Source organism: Sorangium sp. So ce426 (assembly GCF_051475585.1).
GTDB classification, from domain to species: domain Bacteria; phylum Myxococcota_A; class Polyangia; order Polyangiales; family Polyangiaceae; genus Sorangium; species Sorangium cellulosum_B.
The window spans coordinates 4,357,679-4,383,379 of record NZ_CP150341.1 but is presented as its reverse complement, the minus strand read 5'-3'; the positions used below and the strand labels follow the sequence as shown (position 1 = coordinate 4,383,379).

The 25,701-nt window shown below is 73.4% G+C and carries 21 protein-coding genes; 8 read left to right on the top strand and 13 right to left on the bottom strand.

Going from position 1 to position 25,701, the window contains the following annotated elements; translation table 11 throughout:
* Positions 1-112 precede the first annotated feature (112 nt).
* From WMF44_RS16375 to WMF44_RS16365, 3 genes are all read left to right on the top strand, one after another.
* On the top strand, positions 113-1,933 hold the full coding sequence (locus WMF44_RS16375) for a hypothetical protein (protein ID WP_437300041.1): 1,821 nt from the start codon (positions 113-115) through the stop codon (positions 1,931-1,933).
* 67 nt (positions 1,934-2,000) lie between these two features.
* The gene (locus tag WMF44_RS16370; RefSeq protein ID WP_437300040.1) at positions 2,001-3,428 is read left to right on the top strand and encodes a pyridoxal phosphate-dependent aminotransferase; all 1,428 of its coding nucleotides are present in this window, start codon (positions 2,001-2,003) and stop codon (positions 3,426-3,428) included.
* 90 nt (positions 3,429-3,518) lie between these two features.
* Positions 3,519-5,744 carry a protein kinase domain-containing protein gene (locus WMF44_RS16365; RefSeq protein ID WP_437300039.1) on the top strand — a complete coding sequence of 742 codons (2,226 nt, stop codon included), beginning with the start codon at positions 3,519-3,521 and terminating at the stop codon, positions 5,742-5,744.
* A 56-nt stretch (positions 5,745-5,800) separates the two neighbouring features.
* On the opposite strand, the gene WMF44_RS16360 is transcribed toward WMF44_RS16365, so the two are convergent.
* Entirely contained in the window at positions 5,801-6,232 is a 432-nt protein-coding gene (locus WMF44_RS16360; RefSeq protein ID WP_437300038.1) for a response regulator, read from the bottom strand.
* Positions 6,233-6,469: 237 nt separating this feature from the next.
* On the opposite strand from WMF44_RS16360, the gene WMF44_RS16355 reads away from it, so the two are divergent.
* The 3 genes from WMF44_RS16355 to WMF44_RS16345 all read left to right on the top strand — a co-directional run bounded on the left by WMF44_RS16355 (position 6,470) and on the right by WMF44_RS16345 (position 9,422).
* Positions 6,470-6,976: a DUF2505 domain-containing protein gene (locus tag WMF44_RS16355; protein ID WP_437300037.1), complete on the top strand. Its 507-nt coding sequence runs from the start codon at positions 6,470-6,472 to the stop codon at positions 6,974-6,976.
* Positions 6,977-7,218: 242 nt separating this feature from the next.
* Entirely contained in the window at positions 7,219-8,556 is a 1,338-nt protein-coding gene (locus WMF44_RS16350) for an NAD(P)/FAD-dependent oxidoreductase (RefSeq protein WP_437300036.1), read from the top strand.
* Between the two features lie 86 nt (positions 8,557-8,642).
* The gene (locus tag WMF44_RS16345) at positions 8,643-9,422 is read left to right on the top strand and encodes a hypothetical protein (protein WP_437300035.1); all 780 of its coding nucleotides are present in this window, start codon (positions 8,643-8,645) and stop codon (positions 9,420-9,422) included.
* 24 nt (positions 9,423-9,446) lie between these two features.
* On the opposite strand, the gene WMF44_RS16340 is transcribed toward WMF44_RS16345, so the two are convergent.
* From WMF44_RS16340 to WMF44_RS16330, 3 genes are all read right to left on the bottom strand, one after another.
* Complete coding sequence (locus WMF44_RS16340; protein WP_437300034.1) at positions 9,447-10,937, bottom strand: tetratricopeptide repeat protein; 1,491 nt, start codon at positions 10,935-10,937, stop codon at positions 9,447-9,449.
* 100 nt (positions 10,938-11,037) lie between these two features.
* A complete protein-coding gene (locus tag WMF44_RS16335) occupies positions 11,038-13,284 on the bottom strand; it encodes a protein kinase domain-containing protein (RefSeq protein WP_437300033.1) in 2,247 nt (748 codons plus the stop codon).
* Between the two features lie 44 nt (positions 13,285-13,328).
* Positions 13,329-13,985 carry a hypothetical protein gene (locus WMF44_RS16330; RefSeq protein WP_437300032.1) on the bottom strand — a complete coding sequence of 219 codons (657 nt, stop codon included), beginning with the start codon at positions 13,983-13,985 and terminating at the stop codon, positions 13,329-13,331.
* 150 nt (positions 13,986-14,135) lie between these two features.
* On the opposite strand from WMF44_RS16330, the gene WMF44_RS16325 reads away from it, so the two are divergent.
* Positions 14,136-15,323: a lipin/Ned1/Smp2 family protein gene (locus tag WMF44_RS16325; RefSeq protein WP_437300031.1), complete on the top strand. Its 1,188-nt coding sequence runs from the start codon at positions 14,136-14,138 to the stop codon at positions 15,321-15,323.
* Positions 15,324-15,348: 25 nt separating this feature from the next.
* On the opposite strand, the gene WMF44_RS16320 is transcribed toward WMF44_RS16325, so the two are convergent.
* Complete coding sequence (locus WMF44_RS16320; RefSeq protein ID WP_437300030.1) at positions 15,349-16,038, bottom strand: lysophospholipid acyltransferase family protein; 690 nt, start codon at positions 16,036-16,038, stop codon at positions 15,349-15,351.
* A gap of 234 nt (positions 16,039-16,272) precedes the next feature.
* Complete coding sequence (locus tag WMF44_RS16315) at positions 16,273-17,121, bottom strand: hypothetical protein (RefSeq protein ID WP_437300029.1); 849 nt, start codon at positions 17,119-17,121, stop codon at positions 16,273-16,275.
* Positions 17,122-17,510: 389 nt separating this feature from the next.
* Between WMF44_RS16315 and WMF44_RS16310 the strand changes: the two genes are divergently transcribed.
* A complete protein-coding gene (locus WMF44_RS16310) occupies positions 17,511-17,948 on the top strand; it encodes an acyl-CoA thioesterase (protein ID WP_437300028.1) in 438 nt (145 codons plus the stop codon).
* A 38-nt stretch (positions 17,949-17,986) separates the two neighbouring features.
* On the opposite strand, the gene WMF44_RS16305 is transcribed toward WMF44_RS16310, so the two are convergent.
* Genes WMF44_RS16305 through WMF44_RS16275 form a run of 7 tightly spaced genes read right to left on the bottom strand, consistent with a single transcriptional unit; the run spans position 17,987 to position 25,624 of the window.
* Positions 17,987-19,546: a class I adenylate-forming enzyme family protein gene (locus WMF44_RS16305; protein WP_437300027.1), complete on the bottom strand. Its 1,560-nt coding sequence runs from the start codon at positions 19,544-19,546 to the stop codon at positions 17,987-17,989.
* A complete protein-coding gene (locus WMF44_RS16300) occupies positions 19,534-20,607 on the bottom strand; it encodes a mandelate racemase/muconate lactonizing enzyme family protein (RefSeq protein ID WP_437300026.1) in 1,074 nt (357 codons plus the stop codon). Before WMF44_RS16300 ends, WMF44_RS16305 begins: the two co-directional genes overlap by 13 nt.
* A 5-nt stretch (positions 20,608-20,612) precedes the next feature.
* Entirely contained in the window at positions 20,613-21,524 is a 912-nt protein-coding gene (locus tag WMF44_RS16295; protein ID WP_437301569.1) for a 1,4-dihydroxy-2-naphthoate polyprenyltransferase, read from the bottom strand.
* Positions 21,525-21,553: 29 nt separating this feature from the next.
* Positions 21,554-21,694: a hypothetical protein gene (locus WMF44_RS16290; protein ID WP_437300025.1), complete on the bottom strand. Its 141-nt coding sequence runs from the start codon at positions 21,692-21,694 to the stop codon at positions 21,554-21,556.
* A gap of 49 nt (positions 21,695-21,743) precedes the next feature.
* Positions 21,744-23,588 (bottom strand): 2-succinyl-5-enolpyruvyl-6-hydroxy-3-cyclohexene-1-carboxylic-acid synthase, encoded by a 1,845-nt coding sequence (menD, locus tag WMF44_RS16285; protein WP_437300024.1) that lies wholly within the window; start codon positions 23,586-23,588, stop codon positions 21,744-21,746.
* 33 nt (positions 23,589-23,621) lie between these two features.
* Positions 23,622-24,353: a bifunctional demethylmenaquinone methyltransferase/2-methoxy-6-polyprenyl-1,4-benzoquinol methylase UbiE gene (gene ubiE, locus WMF44_RS16280; RefSeq protein ID WP_012235642.1), complete on the bottom strand. Its 732-nt coding sequence runs from the start codon at positions 24,351-24,353 to the stop codon at positions 23,622-23,624.
* Positions 24,350-25,624, bottom strand: coding sequence for a hydroxymethylglutaryl-CoA reductase, degradative (locus tag WMF44_RS16275; RefSeq protein ID WP_437300023.1), 1,275 nt, complete (start codon positions 25,622-25,624; stop codon positions 24,350-24,352). Before WMF44_RS16275 ends, ubiE begins: the two co-directional genes overlap by 4 nt.
* Between the last annotated feature and the right edge of the window lie 77 nt (positions 25,625-25,701).

Here is a 25,701-nt window from a genome sequence, read left to right as displayed (position 1 = left end):
ACGGGTCGGGGCGGCAGCAGCGCCCGACGCCGGGCGCGCTGCCGCGGAAGGCCGGCGAAGAGGCCCGCCGGCGCGTCCCGCGTCACCTCGATCCCGATCCGAACCGCAGGCAATGAAGCTCACGTCACAACAAGTCATCGAGATCGTCATCGCGCTCTGCGCCTACTTCGGCGTCGCGTTCGCGCTCAACTGGTTCGTCCCGTCGCGGCTCCGCGTGCTCGCGCGGTACAGCACGGTCGCCGCGGGCATCGCGCTCTTCTTCCATGGTCTGGACCGGTACATCGACGAGCACGCTCGCGCCGTGGACATGGCGAAGGTGGCGATCGCGATGGGCGCCGCGCTCTGCGTCTTCTACGAGACGCACCGCGAGGGGATGCGCCGGCCGATCGCGGAGCGCTGGAAGCGGTTCGCCGGCGTGGCGCTCGGTGTCGCCGCCATCATCGCGTACTTCAACGGCTTCCGCTTCGGCTATCCCAAGTATTACCACCGCTGGGATCAGTTCCATTATTACATGGGGGCCAAGTACTTCCCGGAGATGGGGTACGACGGCCTCTACAAATGCGCGCTGATCGCGCAGGACGAGCTGGGGCTCGTCACGTACACGAACGAGGACACGGGGCGGCAGGTCAAGCTGGACATGGCGAAGGAGGTTCGCCACCCGGACAAGAAGATCCGGAACCTCGGTGGCGACAACCTCCTCATGCCGGCGAGCGAGGTGCTCAGCACGCCCGAGATCTGCAAGGCGCACTTCTCACCGGAGCGCTGGGACGCGTTCAAGGCCGACGTGCAGTTCTTCCGGACGGCCTCGGACAAGGGCTACTGGGAGGACATGCAGAAGGACCACGGCTACAACCCGCCGCCGGTCTGGACGATCATGGGTAAGTTCTGGGCGGACCTCCAGCCGGCCAGCACCCGCTACCTCCAGTTCCTCGCCAGCTTCGATATTTTCTATCTGCTCGGGATGTTCGCCGCCCTCTACTGGGCCTTCGGGTGGCGGGTCTTCGCCGTCGCGGCGATCTTCTGGGGCTGCCAGTCGTCGGCGCCGTTCTACTGGACGGGCGGCGCGTTCCTCCGGCAGGACTGGCTCTTCTACCTGGTCCTCTCGGCCTGCCTCATCCGGAAGCGCTACTTCAAGCTCGCGGGCGCGAGCATGGTCTACGCTGGCCTCCTGCGCATCTTCCCGGGCCTGCCCGTGATCGGCTGGCTCACCGTCGCCGGGATTCACCTCGTCCGCCACAAGCGCATGGCGAGGTCGCACGTGCAGGTGCTGATCGGCGGCGTCCTCGCGGCCGCCGTGCTCATTCCTGTGAGCATGAAGGTCTCGGGCACGGACTCGTACCGGCAGTTCTACGAGCACACGCTCAAGGTGCACGACCAGACGCCGCTGACGAACCACATGGGCCTCCGCGTGCTCGTCGGCCACGAGCCCGGCACGGGCGTCGAGTCCGGCCGCATGAAGTACACGAAGGACACGAAGCTCGTCGATCCGTTCGAGGTCTGGAAGCGGATGCGCAACGAGCGCTACGCGAAATACCGCTGGATCGCCTACGGGATCATCGCCGCGACCCTGGCGGGCTTCGTCTACGTGTGCCGGCGGGTCCGCTCGCTGTGGGTGGCCCAGTGCCTCGCCCAGATCTTCGTCATCCTGCTCTCGCAGCTGACCTGTTATTACTATTCATTCATGATCTTGAGCGCGCCGCTCACCCGGGTGAAGCGCCAGATCGAGGTACCCCTGTTCGGCCTGGCGGCGCTCAGCCAGTTCATCTGGATCACGTTCAACTACAACGACGACAAGTACACGGTGCTCACCGCTGTCTCACTCGCCTTCTGCTATTACCTGCTCTGGATCTTCTCGGGTAAGACGATGCCGTGGGCGCGGCAGCCCGAGCCGGCGAGCGAGGACGGCGGAAAGCCGACGGCCCAGCAGGCCTGAGGCGCTCGCCTCCCGCCGGGTCGCCACGGCAGCGCCTCCCATGCCTGGAAGTGCCTGGAAACAAACGATGACAGAAGTAGAGCGAGAGCATCCCGACGAGCGAAGCGACGTCCAGGGAGACGAGGCCCGGCCCAGCGATCCCGGGGCGGCGGGCGACCGGGGGAACACGCCGGCTCCGCCGCGCGGCGACGACCGGGCGGTCCACGCTTTCCGGAAGGTCCCGCGGACGGGCGTCATCTACGTGACGACCGAGGCCGCGCGCCTGGGCTTTAACCCGGGTCGGGACTCCGCGTCCGCGGGTCCCTCCGAGCCGGGCGCCGACGAGGGGACGGACGGCTGGTGCAACCTCGGGCAGGGCCAGCCGGAGACGGGCCCGCTCCCGGGCTCGCCCGCGCGCTGCGCGGCGGTGCCGATCTCCGGAGACGACCAGGAATACGCGCCCGTGGCCGGCCTCTGGGAGCTGCGCGAGGCGATCGCGTCGCTCTACAACCGCGCGTACCGGCGGGGCATGCCGTCGCGCTACACGGCCGAGAACGTGGCGGTGTCGGGCGGGGGTCGCATCGCCCTCACCCGCGCCGCGGCGGCGCTCGGGCAGATCAACCTCGGCCACTTCCTCCCCGATTACACCGCCTACGAGGAGCTGCTCGACGTCTTCCGGCTGTTCTCGCCGATCCCGATCCTGCTGGAGGGCGAACGGGGCTACTCGTTCTCCGTCGGCGACCTGCGCCGCGAGATCCTGGGCCGCGGCCTGAGCGCGATCCTCGCCTCGAACCCCTGCAACCCGACCGGGAAGCACGTGCGCGGCGAGGAGCTCGCCGCCTGGGTCCGCACCGCGAAGGAGCTCGATTGCGCGCTCCTGCTCGACGAGTTCTACTCGCACTACGTCTACGGGATGGGCGACGTCGCCCCGATGGAGAGCGCCGCGCGCTACGTCGAGGAGGTCGACCGCGATCCGGTCGTGATCTTCGACGGCCTGACCAAGAACTGGCGCTACCCCGGCTGGCGCGTCACCTGGACGCTGGGGCCGCGCGAGGTCATCGAGGCGGTGGCGAGCGCCGGCAGCTTCCTCGACGGCGGCGGCTCCAAGCCGATGCAGCGCGCCGCGGCAGAGCTGCTTACCATCGAGCACACCCGCGCCGAGACGACGGCCATCCACCGGACGTTCTCGCGCAAGCGTGAGATCATGCTCGACGGGCTGCGCAAGATCGGCGTCACGGTCGACGCGGAGCCCGAGGGCACGTTCTACGTCTGGGGTTCGGTCGCGGATTTGCCCCCTGGGCTCTCCGACGGCTACGGCTTCTTCCGGGCGGCCCTCGGGGAGCGGATCATCGTCGTGCCGGGCGAGTTCTTCGACGTCAACCCCGGCAAGCGCCGGGCGGGGCGGCCGTCGCGGTTCCGCCACCACGTCCGCTTTTCTTTCGGCCCGAGCGAGGACGTCCTCGTCCGGGCGCTCGGGCGGCTCGAGCGCATGGTAGGCGAGCGTCGCCGGGCCTGACACCGGCGGCGCCGCGCAGGGGAGCGGGAAGACGGGGCCGAGCGCCAGGTCTTGTCGCGCTGCACGTCTTCCGACATGGTGGGGGAGCGCGTGGCCAAAGATCCGTGGAGTGATTGGAACGACGACGACCCCGGTAACTTCCAGCCGGGCGATACGATCGGCCCCTACGAGCTGCTGTTCCCGGCAGCCGTGGGCGGCATGGCCGCCGTGTGGGCTGCGCGGCTCAGGCGGCCCAACGGCTCCGTCCAGATCGTCGCCGTCAAGCTGCTGTCGGACGCGATGCGCGGGGATGACGACGCGCGGGCGATGTTCCTCGACGAGGCGTGCACCGCGTCGCGGATCCTCCACCCGAACGTCGTGCACATCCTCGCGTACGGCGAGGTCCGCGATCGGCCGTACCTCGCGATGGAGTGGATCGACGGCGCCCCGATCGCGAAGATCTTCTCGAACCAGAAGGCGAAGCGCGCGCTCCTGCCGCTCGGCTGGGTGCTCCACGTGATGATCGACGCGTGCGCCGGGCTGCACGCGGCGCACGAGGTCCGCGACGACACGGGCGAGCTCCTCAACCTGATCCACCGCGACGTCACGCCGGAGAACGTGATGGTGACGTTCGACGGCATGGTCAAGGTCGTCGACTTCGGCGTCGCGAAGACGCGGGCGCGCGCGCAGACCAGCCGCGTCGGCGCGATCAAGGGCAAGACCGGGTATTTCTCGCCCGAGCAGGTCATGGGCGGGGCGCTCGACCGCCGCAGCGATCTCTTCTCGATGGGCGTGCTGCTCTACCTGCTGGTGACGGGCCACACGCCGTTCCGCGGCAAGGGCCCGCTGGAGGCGATGCAGCAGATCGCCAACCGCAACCCGCAGCCGCCGCGCGAGATCATGCCCGAGGTCCACCCGGAGCTCGACCGCATCATCATGCGGGCGCTCGCCAAGAACCCGAACGAGCGGTACCAGACGGCCGCGGAGCTGCGCCGCGATCTCGAGCAGGTGAGCGCCGCGGTCCGCGAGAGCTACACCGACAAACAGGTGGGCCAGCTCGTGCGCGATCTGCTCCCCGGGGTCGCCGAGGCGCGCAAGGAGCGGATCGATCAGGCGCTCGACGAGCTCGACCGGATCCTCGCCGAGCGCGCCCACCCTCAGAAGCCGCAGGCCTCGCGCCCCGAGGACGCGACCGAGGTGATGCTGCGGCGCATCTCCATGCTGCCGATCCTGCAGGACGGCCCGGAGGCGACGGAGGGCGGGGGCGCGGCCGACGCGGCGCCCCCCTCGTCCCCGGCGGGCCCCGCGAGCTCGCGCATGTCGGGGCCGGCCAGCTCGCGCATGTCGGGACCCGCAAGCTCGCGCATGTCAGGACCGGCCAGCTCGCGCATGTCGGGGCCGGCCAGCTCGCGCATGCCGGCGCCGACGAGCCCGCGCCGCGCGAACGCCGACCCGATGCGCAAGTCGAATCCGGACGCGACGCGCAAATCGACGCCGGATGCGACGCGCAAGTCGAACCCCGACGGAGCAGGCTCGCCGCTCGATTTCCCGGCGGGGCTTTCGCCGCTGCCGCTGCTCCCGCCGCCGCTGCACGTCGGGCCGCCGGTGTCCCCGGGGCCGGCGGCTTACGTCGGTCCGGCGGCGCACGCGAGCGGCCCCACGAGCGCCGTCGCGTCCGCGCCCGAGCGCCGCGCGTCCCCTCCCGCGAAGGGGTCCTTCGTGCGCGTGGCGTTGCTCGCGCTGATCGTCCTGGGCGTGGTCGCGGCCGTTGCGTTCCTGCTGCTCGCGCGTTCCGGCCGCATATCGCTCGGCGGTGTGGTGGTGCCTTCCGCCAGCCCCAGCGCGTCCGCACCGGCGGTGCAGGCGCCCGATGCCGGCGCCGATGCCGCGGCGACGCCGAGCGCGGCAGCGACGGCGTCGACGGTCGCGAGCGACGCCGTCGCGGACGCCGCGGCCCCGAGCGATGCAGCCGCGGCCGAGCTGATCGCCGACGCGGCCGCCCCCGCCGACGCCGCCGCCCCGGCCGACGCGGCCGCGGATGCCGCGGTGCCCGCCGATGCAGCCGCCCCTGTCCCGGGCGGGCAGCCGGCGTACGTCCCGGGCGCCGTACCCGCGCCCGGGACGCCGTCCCCGGGCTCCTCGGTCACCCCTGCGCCGCGCGTCCCAGGGCCCCTGCCCGCGCCGTCCGTCACCGGGTGGCCTCCGCCACGGCCCGCGAGCCAGCCCGGACTGCCGGCGACTCCGCCCGCCTCCACGCTGCCGCGCGGGCCCGTCCCCGGCCAGGCGCCGCCGCGGCCGCGCCCCGCTGCGCCCCCCCTCGACCTCGCGCCGCGGTAGCGCCTTCGGACCGGGCGCGGCTGCCTCCCCCGCAGCCCGCGCGGCCGGCGCATCGCTCAGTCCTCGTCCGGCTTCTCGGGCTGCGCCTCGTCGGGCGGCGGGGGCGGGGTGGCGCGGGCCGCGGCTTTCTTCAGCGACGACTCGGCGAGCGACACCAGCATGGCGAGGTTCACCGGCTTCGAGAGCAGGAAGATCGCGTGCCGTCGCAGCGCGCGGATGCGCGCCTGCTGCGACTCATCGGCCGTCACGACGAAGACGGGCGTGTCGCGGTTCAGCGCTCCCTTGGCCGAGAGCGACTCGAGCACGCTGAAGCCGTCGATCAGCGGCATGTGCAGATCGAGCACCACGAGATCGAACTTGCGCGCGGAGAGCCGGCGCAGCGCCGGCGCTCCGCCGTTCGCCTCCTCGACGTCGCCCAGCGTACGGAGCGAACGCGCAAACATGGCTCGGATCGCGGCGTCGTCGTCGATGACGAGGATGCACGTCACAGCGTCATGATCGCACGGACGCAGGAGCGCAGGAAGCCCGCCGCCAGCCCCCGCATCGCCCGGAGCGCGCGTACGCGACCGTGCGCAACGCCGGTGGCGCGCGCAGCGCAGACGGACGCGTCGCCAGCGCAGATCCCGCGCTCAGCGGCGCGGGTCGAGACATGGACGCCACGTACGGGCTGCGGTAAACGCGGAGCTATACGTCATCGACCCCGCGCACCGCAAAGGAACGATCCCATGGGCAAGTTCACCCTCACACACGAGATCAACTGCAACCTCGAGACGTTCTGGAAGCTGTTCCTGGACAAGACGTTCAACGAGGAGCTCTACAGGAAGGAGCTCGGGTTCCCCGAGTTCACGATCACGGAGCAGGTCGAGACGGCGACGGAGATCATCCGGAGGTCGGCCGGGAAGCCGAAGATGAATTTGCCCGGCCCCGTCGAGAAGCTGCTCGGCTCCGGTTTCCGCTACACCGAAGAGGGCAGGCTGAACAAGGCGACGAACGTGTGGACCTTCAAGCTGACGCCCAGCACCCTGGCCGACAAGATGCGCAACGAAGGCGTGGTGCGCGCCGAGGCCATCGGCGACAACAAGGTGCGTCGGATCGCCGAGATCACGATCGAAGCGAAGGTGTTCGGCGTCGGCGGCATGCTCGAGAGCAGCGCCGAGAAGGAGCTGCGGCAAGGGTGGGAGGTCAGCGCGGTCTTCATGAACAAGTGGATCGCCCAGGGCAAAGCGGCTTAGCCGGGGCTGGAGGCGATCGGCCGGTCCCTGCCGCGCGCCGCCTGGGGCGCCTGACGCCGGCGCTGCCCGACGAACGGACGGCGACGCCGACGAGAGGGGGATGAGAGGGGATCGCGAGCGGCCGTCTCGCGGCCTCCATCCCGCGAACGAGCGAGGGCGCACCCCTGCACGTCCAGGGTCAAAGCGGGAGATCTGCGGCTCCGGCTCTTGCTGCGGTGGCGTACGGGAACCAGGGCCACGGCATGGAGCACGTCGTCATCATCGGTGCCGGCTTCGGCGGCCTCTACGCGGCGCGGGCGCTCCGGCGCGAGCCGGTGCGGGTGACCGTGATCGACCGGCACAACCATCACACGTTCCAGCCCCTCCTGTATCAGGTCGCGACGGCGGGCCTGAGCGCGAGCGACATCGCCACGCCCATCCGCCACGTGCTGCGCAAGCAGAAGAACACGAGCGTGATCCTCGCCGAGGTGAAGGCGATCGATCCCGTCCAGAAGCGGGTGATCTTCGAGGACGGCGAGCTCGGCTACGACAAGCTGATCGTCGCGGCCGGGGCGTCGCATTCGTACTTCGGGAACGACGCGTGGGCGGCCGTCGCGCCCGGGCTCAAGACCGTCGAGGACGCGCTCGAGATTCGCCGGCGCGTCCTCCTCGCCTTCGAGGCGGCCGAGCGCGAGCCGGATCCGGCGCGGCGGAGCGCCTGGATGACGTTCGTGGTGGTGGGCGCGGGCCCGACGGGCGTCGAGCTCGCCGGCGCCCTCTCGGAGCTCGCGAGGCACACGCTCGTGCGCGAGTTCCGGCGCATCGATCCGAGCAAGGCCCGCATCGTCCTGCTGGAAGGGGCCGGGCAGGTGCTGCCGTCGTACGTGCCGGAGCTCGGCGAGAAGGCGCGACAGCAGCTGGCCGCGCTCAACGTGGAGGTGCGGACGAACTGCCGCGTCACCGACATCGACGAGGAGGGCGTCTCGATCGGCGACAAGCGGATCGAAGCCAGGACCGTGCTCTGGGGGGCCGGCGTGGCGGCGTCCGCGCTCGCCCGCAGCCTCGGAGCGCCGCTCGACCAGGCAGGGCGCGTGCTGGTGGCGCCGGACCTGACGGTGCCGGGTCACGAGGACATCTACGTGATCGGCGACCTCGCGTCGGTGAAGCAGGAGGACGGGACGCCCGTGCCCGGCGTGGCGCCCGCGGCGATCCAGGGAGGGCGCCACGCCGCGCGCTGCATCGCGCGCACCCTGCGGGGGCTGCCGCGGCTGCCGTTCCGGTACAACGACCGGGGATCCCTGTCGACGATCGGGCGCGCCGCGGCGGTCGCCGACTTCGGCAGGCTGAAGCTCTCCGGGTTCCTGGCGTGGCTCGCGTGGCTGTTCGTCCATATCCTCTTCCTGATCGGCTTCCGTAACCGCTTCCTGGTGCTGTTCTCGTGGGCCCTGTCCTACGTGACCTACGAGCGCGCCTCGCGGTTGATCACGGGCGAGATCCCGCCGCTCCTGGAGGACCACCACGCGCCGGAGCTCGAGGCGCGCATGGACGGTGGCGCCGTGAGGCGGCACCCGCCGATGGAGCCCGCGCGCACGCGCGCATAGCCGCCGCCCGGGAGCACACACGCAGCCCGCCGGCGTACTGCGCTCGTCTGGACCTCGGCGACGGAGCTGCGTTAGCGTCGTTGACCATGACGACCCATCCCGGACAGGGCGCCTCGACGCACCCATGGCGAGCGCTCCTCGCCAGCGCAGCACCCCTCGCCGCACTCCTGCTCAGCGCCCCCTCCGCCTTCGCGCAGGCGCCTCCTGCGTCCTCGCCGCGCGCAGGCGCCGAGCCGCAGCCCGCGCCTCACGGGGCCCCTGCGCCGTACGGCGCGCCTGCCCCGTATGGGCAGCAGCCCGGCTACTACCCGCCTCCGGGATACGCGCCGCCCCCGGGATACGCGCCGCCCCCGGGATACGCCCCGCCTCCGGGATACGCCGCGCCTCCGGGGTACGCCCCGCCTCCGGGATACGCCTCGCCTTCCGGCTCGTATCCTGTTGGCCCGAGGATCATGAACTACGAGGAGGGGCAGGCCGTCCCGGAGGGTTACCGCGTCGAGGAGAGGGCGCGCCGCGGCCTGGTCATCGGCGGCGCCGTGACGTTCGGCGTCACCTACATCCTCTCGGCGATGGTCGGGCTCGTGGCGGAGAGCGCTGACAGGGCGAGCGGCGGAAGCGGCGAGAGCTACCTCCCGCTCTACATCCCGCTCGCCGGCCCCTTCATCACCGTGGGCACCGCGGATGCGAAGGGCGGCGGCGTCTTCGTCCTCATGGTCGACGGGCTGGCGCAGGTCGCCGGGGCCGCGATGTTCATCGGCGGCCTCGCCGCGCCGGAGAAGAAGCTCGTCCGCAACGACGTCGCCCTGTCGGTGAAGCCGATCGTCACGGGCGACACCGTCGGGCTCGGCGTCTCCGGCTCGCTCTGAGCGCGCGCCGCCCGCGGCCAGGCGTCACGGCGCGACGGGCGGCGTCTCATCCATCGTCTTGACGGCGCGCTTGGCCCTGCGGCGCACGTCGACGTGCAGCGACTCGTCGAAGTTGATGGCCGAGAACGCCGCCCGCGCCTCGATGTTCTTGCCGAGCGCGGCGTACGCCTCGGCCTCGTTCCACCGGAGCTTCCAGTCGCGCTTCGCGAGGTCCGAGAGCTTCGCTGCGTCGGCGATGATGTCCGGGTACCGCTGCTGCTTCCCGAGCTCGGTCCAGTACTCGGCCCGGAGGTCGTCGTCCCCGGGCGCGAGCGCGACGGCCGCCGCGAAGCCCGCGAGCGCGTCGTCGATCCGACCTGCGACCAGCTCGGCGCGGGCGAGCGAGCGGCGCGCGCCGGCGCTCTCGGGGTGAGCCGCGACGAAGGCGGCGAGCGCGGGGATCGCCTCGTTGACCTTCTGGATGTCCGCGGGATCGCTCGGCCAGAACCGGAGCGAGAGCGCCGCGAGGTCGCCTGGGTCGCTCTCCAGCGCGCGCTCGACCGCGGCGGGCACCTCCGCGCCGCGGCCCGCCTGGGACAGGCACTTGGCGAGCTCGACCCAGGCGCCCGACGAGGACGGCGCCGCCGCGGCGAAGGCCTCGGCCGCGGCGAGCGCCTCGTCGGTGCGCCCGAGCGAGCGGAGCGCGGCGATCCGCGCGAGGTGCGCGCGCTCGCGGCTCGCCCCTTCGCTCGAGGCGGCGACGGCGCGCTCAGCTGCAGCCAGCGCGACGTCGTGGCGGAGCTCGCGCTCGTGGTAGGCGAGCTGCTCGAGGTAGAAGGCGCCGTCGCGCGGCGCCGCGTCCCACTGGCCCGCAAGGTACTCGAGCACCGCGTCGGAGCGCACGTAGACGAGCGAGGCCGCGTCGCGCGGGTTCTCGTAGATCGGCAGGAGGACCCCGAGCTGGACCATCGCGTCCAGCGCCGGCTGGCAGTCGGGCTTCGCCTCGAGCGCGAGCACCATCTCGTCGAGGGCGGCGTCCTTCTTGTGCATCGCCAGGTGCACTTGCCCGACCGCCACGTGGTAGTCGGCGTCCCCCTGGAACGTCTTTCGGATCGCCTGGAAGCTCTTCAGCGCCGCGGGGTGATCGCCCATGTTCGCCTGCGCCGATGCGAGGTTCAGCCGCGCGGCGTGATCGTCGGGATCCATCGTGATGATGCGCTTGAGCGCCGAGATCGCCTTCTCGTAGTCGCGCTCGCCGAACGCCTTCTGCGCGCGCTCCCAGACCGGAGCCTTGTCGAGGAACGCCTCGAACTGCGAGACGAGCGTGCTGTTCTGCTTGCGCCAGACGCCGCTCTTGCCGGGCTCGGAGTTCGTGAGGAAGTCTTTGATCCACTTGCGGGCGGCGTCGATGCTGAGCCCCTTGTCAGCCAGCCCCTCGAACTCCCCCCGAGGCACCGGCATGCGCGCGGGGATCCCCTGCCGGCGCGCCGTGGTCTCATCCAGGCCGATCAGCACCCAGTCGCTTTGCTCGCTCATGATCCAAGGACGGTAGCCGCCGTGCCCCGCCGGGATCAAGCGACGTCTCGGCGCGTCGGGCGCGCTCGCGCGCTGCCCCGCCAGCGCGCGCAGCGGCGCTTCAGGAATAGAACCAGGCCAGCAAGACGAACGCCATGAAGGCCGCCGCCGCGACGGCGAGCGCGAGCGCGCGCGGCACGCCGAGGAGCATCGGCCGGAGGCTGGCCTGAAACGCGACGGCGTCCGCGGCGGTGGGCGGGCCCATCGCGTCGCCGGCAGCGTCGACCCGGACGGCGAGCGCGGCGGATGGCGCGCATGCCGCGTCGCTCCTCGCGGGGTCGGCGCCCATGAACGGCTGGGCCGCGCCCGCATCCCAGGGCGTCGGCGTGAGCCGATGCGGGGCCGCGCTCGCGTCCCCGGGCGCCGGAGTGAGCCGATGCGGGGCCGCGCTCGCGTCCCCGGGCGCCGGAGTGAGCCGATGCGGGGGCGCGCCGAAATCCGAGGGCCGCGACGCGGTCGGTGACGCCAGGTGCTCGAGGCCGAGCTGGGCGAGGATGGCCCGCTGCTCGTTGCCCCACGCGAGGGGCAGCGCCGTCGCCTCGGGCGCGAGCGTGAGCGGCGCGGACATCACCTTGTGCATCGCCCGCTCGAGCGCGAGCGCCTCGTCGAGGCGGTGCGACGCGCGCTCCGGGGCGGCGCTCGCGGAGAGGCGCAGCGCCTCGGTGGCCATCTCGGAGAGGTGAGCGGCCACCTTGGCCAGCGCCAGCTTGCGCTCGGCGTGGGCGACCGCGAAGCGCGCCTCCTCGCGGAGCCGGAGCGCCTCGGTGGTGAGGCGGTCGACCTCCGCGTGCAGCGGCCTCGCCACGCCCGGCGCGCCCTGCGCCGTGAGCGGTGTGTCGGCGTCGTGATCCACGGAGAACGCGGCCACGGGAGAGATCGAGGGCGTCGCCTCGTTCCCGGACGTCGCGCGCAGCTCGTTCCCCGACACCGGCAGCGGCTCGCTGTCCCGATCGGTGAGGGATCCGTACGAGGGCAGGCTGCTGCGGCGCCGTCCTCCGCTCGAGCTGGAGGACCCGGGGTCTGCGCGCACCCTGCCGCTGCTGCCGACGACGACCGTCGCCTCGTCGGCCGTCTCGGAGGCCATCGGTCCACGCCGGCCGAGGTCGTCGTCCGCGGCGTCCGCCTCGCGCGGCGTGAGGCCGGTCGGCGACGGGGACAGCGTCGCGCGGCGCGCCTCGATGTCGGTCGCGTCGTCGTTCTGAGCGCGCGCGCCCCCGCCGCCGCGGAGCCGACCGGGGGCGTTCGCCCCCCTGCCCCGCGGATCGGCCGAAGGCCGGCGCGGGATCGCCTCGGCTGTCGAGAGCGAGGGGCGCGGCGCCTTGGCGACCCCGGCGAAGCCGCCGGTGACGGCGCGCTCGAACCAGCGCATCTGCCTCATCGCGTTGCGCCGCACGAAGCGCCCGAGCGCCTCCTCGTTCCCCTCGTGGTACCCGTGGCTGTGCAGCCAGCCCTCCAGCCGAGCGAGGATCTCGTCCGCGCTCTGGAAGCGCGACGGCGGGTCCCTCTCGAGACAGCGCATCACGATCGACACGAGCTCCTTGTCGATCTTCGGCCGGAGCTCCCGCAGGTCGGCCGCGGGCTGCGTCGACATGCTCCGCAGGAGCTCGTAGTCGCTCGTCGACGGCCACGGGTGCTTGCCGGTGAAGAGCTCGAACAGCACGACGCCGAGCGAGAACAGGTCGGAGCGCCTGTCGGCGGGGCCCCCGCGGGCCTGCTCCGGCGCCATGTACGTCGTCACGCGCCGGCGCGCCCCGACGGCCGTCGTCATCACGCGGAGCGACGATTTGGCGAGCCCGAAATCGGCGATCTTCACCTCGCCCTGGAACCCGACGAGCACGTTGCCCGGCGTCAGATCGCGGTGCACGAGGTTGAGCAGCGCGCCGGCAGGCGAGCGGAGCTCGTGCGCCGCGCTGAGCCCGCGGCAGAGCGTCGCGCCGACGTGGACGACGAGCCGCTCGGAGAACATCTCGCCGGTGTCGAAGACGGTCTTCATGAGCCGCGCGAGGCTCACGCCCTGCACGAGCTCGACGGCGAAGTACCACCCCTGCTCGTCCGTCCCCCAGCCGGCGACCTCGACCACGTTCGGGTGCTTGAGCGCCGCGGTCGTGCGCACCTCGTCGAGGAACCGCGTGGAGACGTTCTGATCCTCGGCGAAGTGCGGGTGCAGCCGCTTGACGGCGAGCAGCTCCCCAGGCCGGTGCGGACCTGCCGACCTGCAGAGATCAACGCGGGTGGTGGCCCCGGATGCGATCTCGGCAAGGAACTGGAGCGAGAGCGCAGCCGGCGCGGGCTCGGGGAGCCGAGACATGCACGGAGAAGTCTAGCGGGCGACGACCCCCACCGGAAAGAGCCTCAGAGGCCCGCGCGCACCGCGGCGATCGCGGCGGCGACCCCGGAGGGGGTGGCCTTGAGGTGCACGTCCAGGTGGTCATCCTTGGTCTTGAGCGCACGGACACCGAGCACCGGCGCGCAGATGCGCAGCGCCCGCACGACCGTCGGATTCCCGCTGAGGGCCGGGATTTTGAGGAGATCCAGGGTAATCCTGTCACCCTTGGCGTCGATCAGCGCGGCGGGCCGCTTGGGCATGAAGGAGACGAGATCGCCCGGCTTGTTCAGGTCGATCGCCCCCGAGCCGATCAGCCCGGCGATCGGCGAGGCCTCGTCGCCCATCACCTGCAGCTTGAGGTCGGCGATCCGCAGGCCGACCTGGATCGCGTCCGCGCGCACGTCGAGCTCCTCGGCGAAGGCCGTGAACGAGGCCCGGATCGGGGCGCCCATGATCTTCACGGTCAGGGCGAGGCGCAGGCCCGGGGGCGCGGCCTCGATCACGATGTCCTTCGGCGCGCGCTTGCCGCCGCTGAGCTCTCGCGCCAGATAGCGCAGCGCATCGATCGGGACGCCGAACCGCAGGCGGAGCGCGCCGCGGAGCGCCCTCGCGAGCTCCTCGGGGTGCGCCTTGAGATAGCCACCGGCGTGGCGAAGCAAGACCTTCGGATCGGGCTTGGGCATCGTTGGGGGCGCTACGATTGCCCGGAGTCGAGCCAGCGCGCAAGGGGCGAGCGCGGTCCGCCGGGAGGCCCTCGACGACCGGAGGTCGCTGTTCGAACGGGGGCGACTCGGTCACACTCGGGCCCGATGCAGACCAGGATCCTACTTGTCATGGCGACAACAGCGCTCGCGATCGGCTGCGGATCGGCCGACGCGGCGCTCGATTGGACGTCGAGCGGAGGCGGGGGCGGTGGCCAGGGAGGTGATGACGATGGCCGGGGCAGCGATGGCGACGGCCAGGACAGCGGCGGGGGCCAGGACGATGGCGGCGGGGGCAAGGGCGATGGCGGCGGCGGCGCGCTGAGCGGCGAGGACGGCGGTTCGAGCGGCGGCGAGGCGCCGGGAGCCTCCTGCGACCCACCTCCGGCGTGCGATGCGGCGCCGCCCGATCCGGGCGAGGAGCTCGCATGGAATCACCCGTCTTCGTACCTCATCGCCGGCGCTGGGAGCCCCAACCACCGCGGACGCGACCTCTACCTGACGCCGGACGACCCGCAGTGGATCATCGGAAAGTTCGCCTACGGGATCACGGACAAGGACCTGAAGGACGAGCGGGTCGACATCTATCTGCTCCGCGGCTGCGGCGGCGCGTGGGAGCGCCTCGGCTCGGCGACCACGACGGAAGCGGACTCGGCGCACCGCGCGGTCGAGGGGGTCAGCGATGACGGCGGCCGCGTCTACTTCGAGATCCCCGCGGCGCAGCGGCTCGGTCCGGGCCGGCACCGGGTCCACCTGGTCGTCCGCGGCGACCTCTCGAGCACCGACCTCTTCATCGAGGTCGTCCCGCGGGGCACGCCGATGTTCGTCAGCGACGTCGATGGGACGCTCACCGGCACGGAGACCGAGGAGTTCACCTCGCTGCTCCTCGGCGAGCTGCCCGACGCGCACGCGCACGCCGCGGCGGCGCTCCACCGGCTCGCGTCGAAGGGCTATCGCCCGATGTACCTGACCGCGCGGCCGGAGTGGCTCGTCCAGCGCACGCGCGATTTCCTCGAGGCGTACGGCTTCCCGCCTGGCATCGTGCACACCACGCTGAGCCTGACAGGCGCGACGGGCGACAGCGCCGTGGAGTACAAGACAGCGGAGCTGGAGCGGCTGTTCGACGGAAGGGAGATGCTGCCCGCGTGGGCCTTCGGCAACACGGCGACCGACGCCGAGGCCTACGACAACGGGGGCGTGACGCCGGTCGCGCGGCGCGTGTTCTACCGGTTCGACGATGAGGCGCACGGCGGCCGTCGCATCGACGGCTACGACGAGCTGTTCGCCGAGATCGACGCGCTCCCCAGCCTCTGCGATTGATCCGCCCCGCCGGCGCGTCGCCCCGTCAGCCGGACGCCTGCTCGGTCCGGGCGCCGCTCGCCGGCGCCTCCGACGCGGCCGCGGCGCCGGCCGGAGGTTCGACGCGACCGCCGATCGAGCGGAGGAGCTCGCTCACCGCGGCGTGGGCGCGCTCGCGCAGCTCGTTGACCCGCGCGCCCTCGCGGCCGTCGGGGCGCACGGCGATCGGCGCGCCGACCCGGACGCGGACGATCCGCAGGGTGCCGTCGCCGGTGTCGAGGGCGCCCTTCTTCATGAGGAGGTGCGTGCCGTCGATGGCGACCGGCACCACGGGCACGCCGGCGCGGACGGCTGCATAGAAGCCGCCGTTCTTGAACTGCCGGAGGATGCCGTCCTCGCTCCGCGTCCCCTCGGGGAAGACGAGCAGCGGCTTGCCGCTCTTGAGCACCGCCTCGAACCGCGAGATCGCCTCGACCGCGGCGCGGGAGCCGACCGTGCGATCGACCGGCACGTGACCCGCGAGCCGGAGGTGCCAGCCGAGGAATGGGATCTTCATGAGGGAGCGCTTGGCGGCCCACTTGAAATCGCCCGGCAGCACGGCGCCGAGGGCCAGGATGTCAAGAAGGCTCTGGTGGTTGGAGCAGTAGACGAACACCCCGGGAGGGACGTTCTCGAGTCCGCTCGCCTGGATCTCGATATCCAGCCCTCGCGCGCTCGCCTGACACCAGCGTCGCATCGCCCAGAGGCTCGCCGAGCGCTGCGGCGTGAGGGGGCCCAGCGTCAGAGACACTGTGCCGTAGGCCATTGTCCTGAGGGTGAAAGGGACCCACTGGCGCGTCGCCAGCCATGCGCTCCTGAGATCCATACTACAGCGCTTACCACTCTCCATGTCGGGCGAAAACGCGTAGCGTCGTGCGCACCGGCGCGGCGTGCAAGCGGCGTTGCTCGGCTCCGGATCGCCGGCGCGTGCTCACGGATCGAGCGGCGGTGTGAGCAGCCCCCAGCCGACCGTGGCCGGCCGCCCGGCGCGCTCGAACTTGACCGTGAACAGGCCTGTCTCCTCGGCGCTCTGCACGACGGCGGGGCGCAGCGCGCCGACCCATTCGGCCCAGACGCTCGCCCCGATCTTGAGCTTCGGCTTGACGGGGAGCGGACGGAGCGCCGACTCGTCGGCGAGCAGCGCGGCGCCGCCATAACCGAGGGCAAACCACCGCGCGGAGCTGCTGGACAGCGACGTCAGGACGGCGCCCGGCTCGGCCGGAGGACCGCCGAGCCGCGACACGAGCAGCACGTGGCGCCACGTCTCGCCGTCCTTCCATGCGGCGAAGTTGCCGGGGGCGAGCCCCGCGGTCTGCACGACGAAGCGAACGCCCTTGAGCTGCGCGAGCGGGGTCCGCGGGTCCATGTCGGTGTAGCGGACCTCGATCTTGTCCTTCACGAAGCGGGTGAGGACGGCGTGCTTCATGACGCCGTTCCACTCCGTGAGCAGCGGGTCGTGGGGCCGGAGGCGGGGCGCGTCGGGCACGGGGATGACGTAGCCCGGGTGAACCTTGTACGACGGTCCCCCCCTCCCCTCGACGATGAGATCGTCGCCGTCGAAGCCGACCACGGTCGCCGCGTACAGCACGAGCGTGGACCCGAGCTTGGCCCCGGCGAGCATCCGGTCCGAGAAGGTGAACACGCGGCGGCCTGGCTCGAGCTTGATCGGGTACGGGGGGAGGCCGAGCGGGTTCGACGCGTGCGCCGCGCCGGTCGGCGCCGAGGTCTCCGCGAACGCAGGCCGCGGCAGCGCGGCGACCGGCGGGCTCTGAGAGGGCATCGGCGTCGGGGTCGATACCGGCGTCGACTCGCACGCGGCCGCGAAGCTCGCTGCGAGGAGGCAAGCGAGCGCCGCGAGCACGCCGCGGGAACGCGGCGCTCGTTCCCCGAGGCATCGCATCGCGCGGCGCTCGCGATCCTTCGAGGTGGCGCGACGCAGCCTGCGGGACCCGGCCCCGAGACCGCCGGGACGTCGGTCAGCCATCGCGGGCGAGCATGGACCGCGAAACGGACGACGGCGAGCAGAAAGGGACAGCAGAACGACTCGATGAAGCGCCGGCGTCAGACCTGACCGCCCGCGTCAGAGCCGGAGAAGGAGGGCGCCGCGGTGCGGCGGAGCACCCCGCTCCTCGCGACGCGCTCGGCGCCTCTGCGCTACCCTGCGGCGCGATGAAGCGCGCGTTCAGCGTCGATGAGCTCAAGCAGACCGCGCCGCGCCTCGCCGTGGAGCGCCGCGCCGTGCGCTTCCAGGACGTCGACGCGGCCGGGATCGTCTTCTATCCGCGGGTCCTCGAGTATTTCAGCGACGCGTACATGATCGCGCTGAAGGAGCGAGGCATCGACCTTCCTGCGATGATCGCGGGCGGCACGATCAAGCTGCCGCTCGTCCACGCCGAGGCGGATTACCTCCTGCCGCTCCGGTTCGGTGACACCATCGAGGTCGAGGTGCTCGCGCCGAAGCTCGGCGACACGTCGTTCACGGTGGGCTACCGCGTGACGACGGCGGGCCGGGTCGCCGCCATCGGGCAGACCGTGCACGTGTGCATCGACGGCGCGCGCTTCACGCCGTGCCCGCTCCCGGACGATCTGCGCAGCGCGCTCGCCTAGCCGCGCCGAGCGGCGGCCGCCGGACGGCGCGCCGGGCGCTAGCGCGGCGGGAACGGGGCGAGCGCGGCCGCGAGCTGCGCCGCCGCGCCCGCGCGATCGAGCTTGCCGGCCGCGGTGAGCGGCAGCGCCGCGACGGCGCAGAGGCGCCGCGGGCGCTTGTGCGGGGCGAGCCGCGCCGCGACGACGGCCGCGAGATCGCCGAGCAATGCGGGGGAGGGCGCGGCGCCGCCCGCCTCGCAGGGCGAGGCCTGATCGGGGACGATCGCCGCGGCGACGACCTGGCCCCAGCGCTCGTCAGGAACGCCGAACACCACCGCGCCGGCGACGCCCTCGCAGGACGCGAGGACCTGCTCCACCTCGGCGGGGTAGACGTTCTCTCCGCCGGTCACGATGAGATCGCTGCGGCGCGCCGCGACGTGCAGCCGCCCGGCGGCGTCGAGCGCGCCGAGATCGCCGGTGCCGAACCACCCGGCGCCGTCGACCGAGAGCTCCGGCGCCCGGTCGGGGCCGCGGTAGTAGCCGCGGAACAGCGCCGGGCCGCGGATCTCGATGCGGCCCACGCCGTCGCTGCCGGCGCCCTCGATGCGGAGCTCGACGCCGGCGATCGGGGAGCCGGAGCCCGGCTCTGTCGCGCGCGGATCGCGCGGGCGCTGCGCGGTGACCTGCGAGCACGCCTCGGTGAGGCCGTACGTGGTGAGCGCGGGGACCCCGCGGCGCGCGCACTCGTCGAGCGCCCGCGCCGGAGCGCCCGCGCCGCCGACGAGCACCGCGCGGAGCCGGGCGAGGACGTTGTCGCGATCGGCCTCCAGCAGCGCGAGCAGCATCGTCGGCACCACGGAGAGCAGCGTCGCGCGGTCGCGGGCGATCGAGGCGAGCACCGAGGCGGGCTCGAAGCGAGGCGCGAGGATGACAGCGCGGCGCGCGAGCAAGCAGCGGGTCACGATCGAGAGGCCGCCGACGTGGCAGAGCGGAAGACAGAGCAGCCAGCGATCGTCGTCGCGCACGCCGAGGTTGGCCGCGCTCCCCTCGGCGGCGGCGAGGAACGCGCGGCGCGAGAGCACCGCGCCCTTGGGACGCCCGGTGGTGCCCGAGGTGTAGACGATCGCGAGATCGCCGGAAGCGTCCGGCGGAGGGACGCGCGCGGCCTCGGCGGCGCGCGCCCCGCGCTCGCGGAGCGCGCCGATCTCCGGCGCGGCGTCGTCGAGCAGGGCGGCGAGCGCAGGCTCGCGCAGCACGAGGTCGGGGCGCGCGTCGTCGATCAGGAGGCCCGCCTCGCCGGCCGTGAGACGTGGATGGATCGGGACGAGCACGGCGCCGAGCGCGAGCAGCGCGTGGAGGACGACCACGGTCCCGAGCGCGTTCGGGGCGACGAGCGCCACGCGGGCTCCCTGCCCTATCCCCGCCCGGGCGAGCCGGCCGGATACGGCCGCGACCGCGGGCGCCAGCTCGCCGAAGCGGAGGGCGCCGCCGGGGCCGACGCCGAGGGCGGGGACGTCGATCGCGCGCTGCGCGTCGTCCTCGGCGCCGCCGAGGACGATCGCGGTCCGAGAGGCGATCTCGGGATCGCGCACAGCATCGAGGAGGCTCAGCCCGTCCATGGCCGGATGCCGAGGCCGGGCTGATCGCTGGCCGCGACCAGGCCGCCCTCGCGGAGCTGCGGGATCCGGATCGCGGGCCACGCCTCCAGGCCGGCGTGCGCGTCGAGGCCGCACGCGAGCGGCGCGCGCGGCAAGGCGAGCGCGAGCTCACACGAGGCGGCGAGCGCGATGGGCCCGTCGAAGAGGTGCGTCACCACGGCGTCGAGGCCGCGCGCCTGCGCCCGGCAGCCGAGCGAATGCGCGCGCAGCAGGCCGAGCATCGCGGGCTTCAGGATGAACGCAGCGCAGCCTTCCGCTTCGAGCAGGCGCTCCGGCATGCCCTCGACCGCGAGCGACTCGTCGGCCGCCCACGGGACCTCGCGCGCGCCGAGGTGGTGGAGGAGCTCCGGCGCGACAGGCTGCTCGACGAAGCGCGGGCCGAGCGGCGCGAGGAGCGCGAGCCGACGGGGCGCCTCGTCGAGCGACCACGCCGCGTTCGCGTCGAGCCGGAGCTCGACGCCCGGGTGCTCCCGCCGCAGCGCGCGCAGCGCCTCGAGGTCGCGCGCGAAGCCGTCCTCCCCGCGCGAGCGGAGCTTCACCTTGATCGCGCGGACGCCGCGCACGACGAGCGCGCGGGCGCGCTCGAGCATCTCCGGCAGCGGCACCGAGGTCGCGAGCAGCCCGTTGACCTGGACCTCGGCGTAGCGCCCTTGTCCGCCGAGGCACGCCGACATCGAGAGGCCGAGGCGCTGGCCCAGCAGATCGAGCAGCGCCGTCTCCAGGGCGAAGCGCGCCGCCGGGAGATCGCGCAGCCGCGATGACAGCGGCGCGAGCGCGCGCAGAAGCGCGGACACCGTCGCCGTCGGCGGAGCGCCCTCGGCCGGCAGCTCGATCGCACCGAGCGCCCCCGGCAGCTCGGCGAGCGCGCGCTGGTCCTCGTCGGCCGTGTCGGGTGAGAAGCCGGGGAGCGGCGTGGCCTCACCCAGGCCGACGCGCCCCTCGTCGTCGGTGAGCGACAGCACGAGGCCGCGGCGCGCGCCATCGAGGATCCGGGACACGAGGCGGGCATCGACGACGCGCATGATCCCTACAGCTGGGCCGCGAGGCCGAGCGAGAAGAGCAGCGCGTAGGCGAGCAGCAGCTTCGCCGTCCCGGCGAGGCAGTCGTTGAGCGGCCGGCCGTCGGTCGTCGCCAGCACCCGGAGCAGGCGCACCGCGCGAGGGAACGTCGCGAGCACGAGGAGCGTCCACCGCCGGCCTTCGCCGACGGCGAGCGCGACCGGCACCGCGTAGGCGGCGGCGAAGAGCATCGCGTATTCGATGACGCCCGCGCGGCGCCCGAGCCGGACGGCGAGCGTGCGCTTGCCGGCGACGACGTCCGTCTCGCGATCGCGGATGTTGTTGACGACGAGCACGGCGGTGGCGATGGCGCCGATCGGCACGGCCGCGGCCCACGCGAGCGGCGGGACCGAGCCGAGCTGGACGAACGCCGTACCGCAGACGGCGACGAGGCCGAAGAACACGAACACGAAGAGGTCGCCGAGGCCGTGATAGCCGAGCGGGTACGGCCCCCCGGTGTACGCGACACCAGCGAGGATCGAGACGACGCCGATCACCACGATGGGCCACCCGCCCACGAACGCCAGGTACACCCCGAACGGCAGCGTGAGCGCGATCGTGACGAGCAGCCCGGCGCGCACCTGGCGCGGGGTGAGCAGCCCCGCCTGCACGGCGCGCGTGGGGCCGAGCCGCTCGTGCGTGTCGGCGCCCTTCTCGTGATCGAAGACGTCGTTCGCGAAGTTCGTCGCGATCTGGATGAGCATCGCGCCCGCGAGCGCCGAGAGCGCGGGGCCGAGCCGCATCCCGCCGAGCGCGTAGGCGACGGCGGTCCCGACCATCACCGGCGCGAGCGCAGCGGTGAGCGTCGCCGGCCGGCACGCGAGGAGCCACGCCCGGAGCGAGCCGGGGCGCACCCCGCCCGCGGCCGCCGCGCCCGCCACGCCCGTCGCCCGATGCGCCGCCGCGGCGCTCACGCTCCCCTCCCCGGCTCGCGGAGCCCGCGCGCCCTCGCGGCGGCGCGAGCGCCCCCGCGCTGCGCGGCGCCCTCGCCGGACGCGCCGCGCGCGACGTCGTCGGGTGCCGGACTCGTGTTCGCGTTGACCTGGCTCATGATCGTGGATCCCTCTCGGCAAGCTCGGGGTTCTCGGCGCGCGCGCCGCTCATGGAGTCTGCAGATCGGCCGCCGCGCCGTCCGCGGCCGGCGCGCTGCCCAGGGCCGCGACGTCGCGACGAACGTCGGACCAGAGCCGCGCCACGCGGGCGGCGCCGTCGTGGGGCGGCACCACCGCCTCGATCAGCGTCGCGCCCGCCCGCTGGTACCCCGCGGCGAGCGCGCGGGCGAGATCCCCGGCGGTGCCGGCGCGCTCGTAGGCGAGCCCGAACATCGCCGCCGCGGGCGCGAAATCGAGGTGCTGCGGCATCGTGAAGCACCGCTCGAGCAGCTCGGCGCCGCGCCTTGCGATGGGGAGGTGCTCGAAGATGCGGCCGCCGTCGTTCTGGACCACCACGATGACGAGCGGCGCTCGGCCGTCGCCCGCCGCCTTCGCGGCGAGGAGCAGCCCGGTCAGATCGTGCAGCAGGCTGAGATCGCCGAGCAGCAACGTGACCGGCGCGGCGGCCGCCACGCGCGCGCCCGCCGCCGCCGACACGAGGCCGTCGATCCCGCTCGCCCCGCGCTGGTGCAGCACGCGCAGCGCGCGCGCCGACGGCGGGCAGTACGTGTCGAGGTCGCGCACCGGCATGCTGTTGCCGATCGCGAGCAGCGAGCCCGCAGGGCACGCGCTGGCCACCATCCGGGCGACGGCGCCCTCCGTCAGCTCCTCCCCGGCGCAGGCCCGCGCGGCGTGCGCCGCCGCGATCTCGCCGGCGCGCGCGAACGTCGCGGCCCAGTCCCGCCGCCCGCGCCCCAGGCTCAGCGCCGCCCCGGCGAGGCGCGCCGCGAGCGCCTCACACACCTCCACGGGCTCACCCATGACGAGGGCAGCCGCGGCGCTCGTCGGGTCGTTCCAGCCGTGCGCAGAGACGACGACGCGGCGGGCGCTCGTGTGCTCGGCGATGTAGGTCGCGTAGCCGGCCGACGTCGGCGGGGCGCCGAGCTCGAGGATGAGGTCGGGCGCGTTCGCCGCGCGGAACTCGGGCGCGCGGAGGAACGAATCGAACGACGCCGGCATCACGACGCCGTCGGTGAGGCCGCCGAAGCAGATCTGGCTCGTGCCCTCGGCGAGCACCGGGAAGCCTGTCGCGCGCGAGAGCGCGAGCACAGCGCGGCGCGCGCGCGCGTCGTCCTCTCGGCTCTCGGCGGGGCCGCAAACGATGAGCCCCCGCTCCGCGCGCGCGCAGCGCGCGGCGAGCTCCTCGATCGCGCGCCCATCGACCCCGGCGCGGGCCGACACGACCCGCGTGCCGGCGCGGCGCATCAGCGCCTCCCACTCTGCCTGCCATGGCTCGGGCCCGGCCGCGTCGACAGGCTCGAGCGGCTTGCGGAAGCGCGCGTTGATGTGGACCGGGCCCGGCGTCGGCGACAGCGCGCGCGTGACCGCCTGGGCCGCGATGCGCGTCACCGCGCGCAACGCGAGGGGCGACGGATCCGGCAGCCCGAGCTCGGCGAAGTGACGGACGTGGTCGCCGAAGAGCTTGGTCTGATCGATGGTCTGCGCGGCCGCGGCGTCGGCGAGCTCCCACGGGCGGTCGGCCGTGATCGCGATGAACGGGGTGAAGCTCTGGTGCGCCTCGATGATCGCCGGGAGCGCGTGCGCGCCGGCGGTGCCCGAGGTGCAGACGAAGACGCTGGGCCGGCCGGTGACGCGCGCCTGCCCGAGCGCGAAGAACGCGGCGGTGCGCTCGTCGACGACGCTGTGGCAGCGCACCTCCTCGCTCTCCATCGCCGCGATCGCGAGCGGCGTGGAGCGCGAGCCGGGGCAGAGGACCAGGTCGCGCACCCCGGCCTGCGCGAGCGCGCGGACGAACAGCTGCGCCCAGGCAGAGTGGAGGTTCGACCCGCCCATCACCGCCCCCCTAGGCCCTCTCTGGCGCGCACCTCAGGCCCCCTCGGGCGTCGCGACGAAGAGGCACACGACGCCCATCGTGAGCGGCTCCACGCGGAGCACGCGCAGCCCCGCGCCGCGCATCAGCTCCGCGAACTCGTCCGGCGGCGGGAACCTCGCGATCGAGTCCTGCAGGTACCGGTACTCGTCCTTGCCGGAGATCGCGCCGCCCACGTACGGGACGACCGTGTGGATGTGGAAGCGCGCGAGCTTGCCCATGAGCCCGCTGCGCGGCTCGCTGAGCTCGAGGATCGCGATGCGCCCCCCGGGCCGCGTGACGCGCGCCATCTCGCGGAGCGCCCGCGCGCGATCCGGGACGTTGCGGATCCCGAACGCCATCGAGATCGCGTCGACGCTCGCGTCGCCGAGCTGGAGCTGCTGCGCGTCGCCGACCTCGAGCTCGACCCGCCCGGCGAGCCCCGCGGCCTCCACCTTCCGGCGGCCGACGCCGAGCATCCCCTGCGACGGATCGACCCCGATGACCTTCACCTCGTGCGCCCGCGCGATCGCGATCGCGAGATCGGCGGTGCCGGTCGCGAGATCGAGCACCGTCGCGCCGGGCGAGAGCTCGAGCGAGCGCACCGCGCGCCGCCGCCAGCCCTGATCGAGCCCCAGCGAGATGACGCGGTTCAAAAGGTCGTACCGCTCCGCGATGCCGTCGAACATCTCGCCCGTGCCGAAGCGGCGCCCGCCGCGCGGCGCCTGATCCTGGCTCGCCTCGCTCATGTCCCGCCCCCCGCCTGGTGCACCGCGCGCGGCGCCTCGGCGCGCTCTGCGGCGAACCGCTTGCCTTCGCCGGACGGCGGCGCGGCGGACTCCCCGCCCGCCGTCGACGTGCCGCCGATCGCGCGCTTCCGCTCGTGGAGCCGCATGTGGCCTCGCTGGATGCCCTCGCTCGCGAGCGCGCGCAGCGCCGCCAGGTTGGACGCCAGCCCGACGGACGCCAGCACCACCGCGAGCTCGCGCGCGCTCTTCGCGCCGACGAGCTGCAGCGCCGCGCGCACGCCGGCGTGCACCTCGGTCGCGCCGCCCACCGTGCCGACGGCGAGCGGCAGCTCCGCCCGCCCCACGAGCCCGCCCGGGATGCGCTCCCACGTGCTGAGCGGCCGGTACCGGCCGCCGATCGCCGCGTAGGCGTGCGCGCCCGCCTCGATGGCGCGGAAGTCCTGCCCGAGCGCCACGGCCGCCGCGTCGAGCCCGTTCATGAAGCCCTTGTTGTGGGTCGTCGCCCGGTACGGATCGAGCTCCGCGAAGCGGCTCGCCCGCGCGATGCCGCTCGCCACGTCCGCGCCCCCGATCGCGTCGTCCGTCACGGTGGCCGTCACCCGGACGAGTCGGCGGACGGTCAGGTTCGAGAGGATCCGCAGGCCCAGCGTCCCGCCGGCGATGCGCTGCACGAGCGGCGCCACCGCCTCTGCGACGGTGTCGACCAGGTTCGCGCCCATGGCGTCGCCGACCTCGACATAGAGGTGCACGACGAGCACGCCGAGCTCCGCCGAGAGGACGCGCACCTCCAGATCGCGGCAGCCGCCGCCGCGCGCCACCATCCTGGGGATGGCCGCGTCCCCGGACGCGAGCAGGCTCGCGCGGGCCGCCTCCAGCCGGGCCGCGGCCGCCTCCGCGTCCGGCACGTCGTCGAGCTGGACCTGGGCGGTCATGATCGGCGGGTCCGCCTCGCCGGAGAAGCCGCCCGACCGCCGGACCATGCGCGCCGCGTTCGACGCGGCGGCGATGACGCTCGGCTCCTCCACCGCCATCGGCACCAGCACGTCGCGCTCGTTCACGCGGAAGTTCAGCGCCAGGCCGAGCGGGAGCGCGTGCGTCGCGATGACGTTCTCGCACATCCGATCGGCCACCGCCGTCGGCAGCCCGCCCCCGCTGGCGAGGTGCGCGAGCGCCTCCTCGTCGAGCAGACCGAGCGCCTGGATCGCGCGGAGCCGCTCCTCGAGGCACCGCTTGTAGAAGCCGCTGATCCGGCTGGACACGTGTTGGCTCATCGGGTGTCTCCGCGCGCCGCGCGCGCTCGCGAGCGGCGCGCGCGCTCCGCGCACCGCATCAAGGGGTTCGTCATCGC

Bases quoted from the DNA above. Each gene is read 5' to 3' on its own strand.
- WMF44_RS16375 (WP_437300041.1), top strand. From the start codon at position 113: ATGAAGCTCACGTCACAACAAGTCATCGAGATCGTCATCGCGCTCTGC.
- WMF44_RS16370 (WP_437300040.1), top strand. From the start codon at position 2,001: ATGACAGAAGTAGAGCGAGAGCATCCCGACGAGCGAAGCGACGTCCAG.
- WMF44_RS16355 (WP_437300037.1), top strand. From the start codon at position 6,470: ATGGGCAAGTTCACCCTCACACACGAGATCAACTGCAACCTCGAGACG.
- WMF44_RS16350 (WP_437300036.1), top strand. From the start codon at position 7,219: ATGGAGCACGTCGTCATCATCGGTGCCGGCTTCGGCGGCCTCTACGCG.
- WMF44_RS16345 (WP_437300035.1), top strand. From the start codon at position 8,643: ATGACGACCCATCCCGGACAGGGCGCCTCGACGCACCCATGGCGAGCG.
- WMF44_RS16340 (WP_437300034.1), bottom strand. From the start codon at position 10,937: ATGAGCGAGCAAAGCGACTGGGTGCTGATCGGCCTGGATGAGACCACG.
- WMF44_RS16335 (WP_437300033.1), bottom strand. From the start codon at position 13,284: ATGTCTCGGCTCCCCGAGCCCGCGCCGGCTGCGCTCTCGCTCCAGTTC.
- WMF44_RS16330 (WP_437300032.1), bottom strand. From the start codon at position 13,985: ATGCCCAAGCCCGATCCGAAGGTCTTGCTTCGCCACGCCGGTGGCTAT.
- WMF44_RS16325 (WP_437300031.1), top strand. From the start codon at position 14,136: ATGGCGACAACAGCGCTCGCGATCGGCTGCGGATCGGCCGACGCGGCG.
- WMF44_RS16320 (WP_437300030.1), bottom strand. From the start codon at position 16,038: ATGCGACGCTGGTGTCAGGCGAGCGCGCGAGGGCTGGATATCGAGATC.
- WMF44_RS16315 (WP_437300029.1), bottom strand. From the start codon at position 17,121: ATGCCCTCTCAGAGCCCGCCGGTCGCCGCGCTGCCGCGGCCTGCGTTC.
- WMF44_RS16310 (WP_437300028.1), top strand. From the start codon at position 17,511: ATGAAGCGCGCGTTCAGCGTCGATGAGCTCAAGCAGACCGCGCCGCGC.
- WMF44_RS16305 (WP_437300027.1), bottom strand. From the start codon at position 19,546: ATGGACGGGCTGAGCCTCCTCGATGCTGTGCGCGATCCCGAGATCGCC.
- WMF44_RS16300 (WP_437300026.1), bottom strand. From the start codon at position 20,607: ATGCGCGTCGTCGATGCCCGCCTCGTGTCCCGGATCCTCGATGGCGCG.
- WMF44_RS16290 (WP_437300025.1), bottom strand. From the start codon at position 21,694: ATGAGCCAGGTCAACGCGAACACGAGTCCGGCACCCGACGACGTCGCG.
- menD (WP_437300024.1), bottom strand. From the start codon at position 23,588: ATGGGCGGGTCGAACCTCCACTCTGCCTGGGCGCAGCTGTTCGTCCGC.
- ubiE (WP_012235642.1), bottom strand. From the start codon at position 24,353: ATGAGCGAGGCGAGCCAGGATCAGGCGCCGCGCGGCGGGCGCCGCTTC.
- WMF44_RS16275 (WP_437300023.1), bottom strand. From the start codon at position 25,624: ATGAGCCAACACGTGTCCAGCCGGATCAGCGGCTTCTACAAGCGGTGC.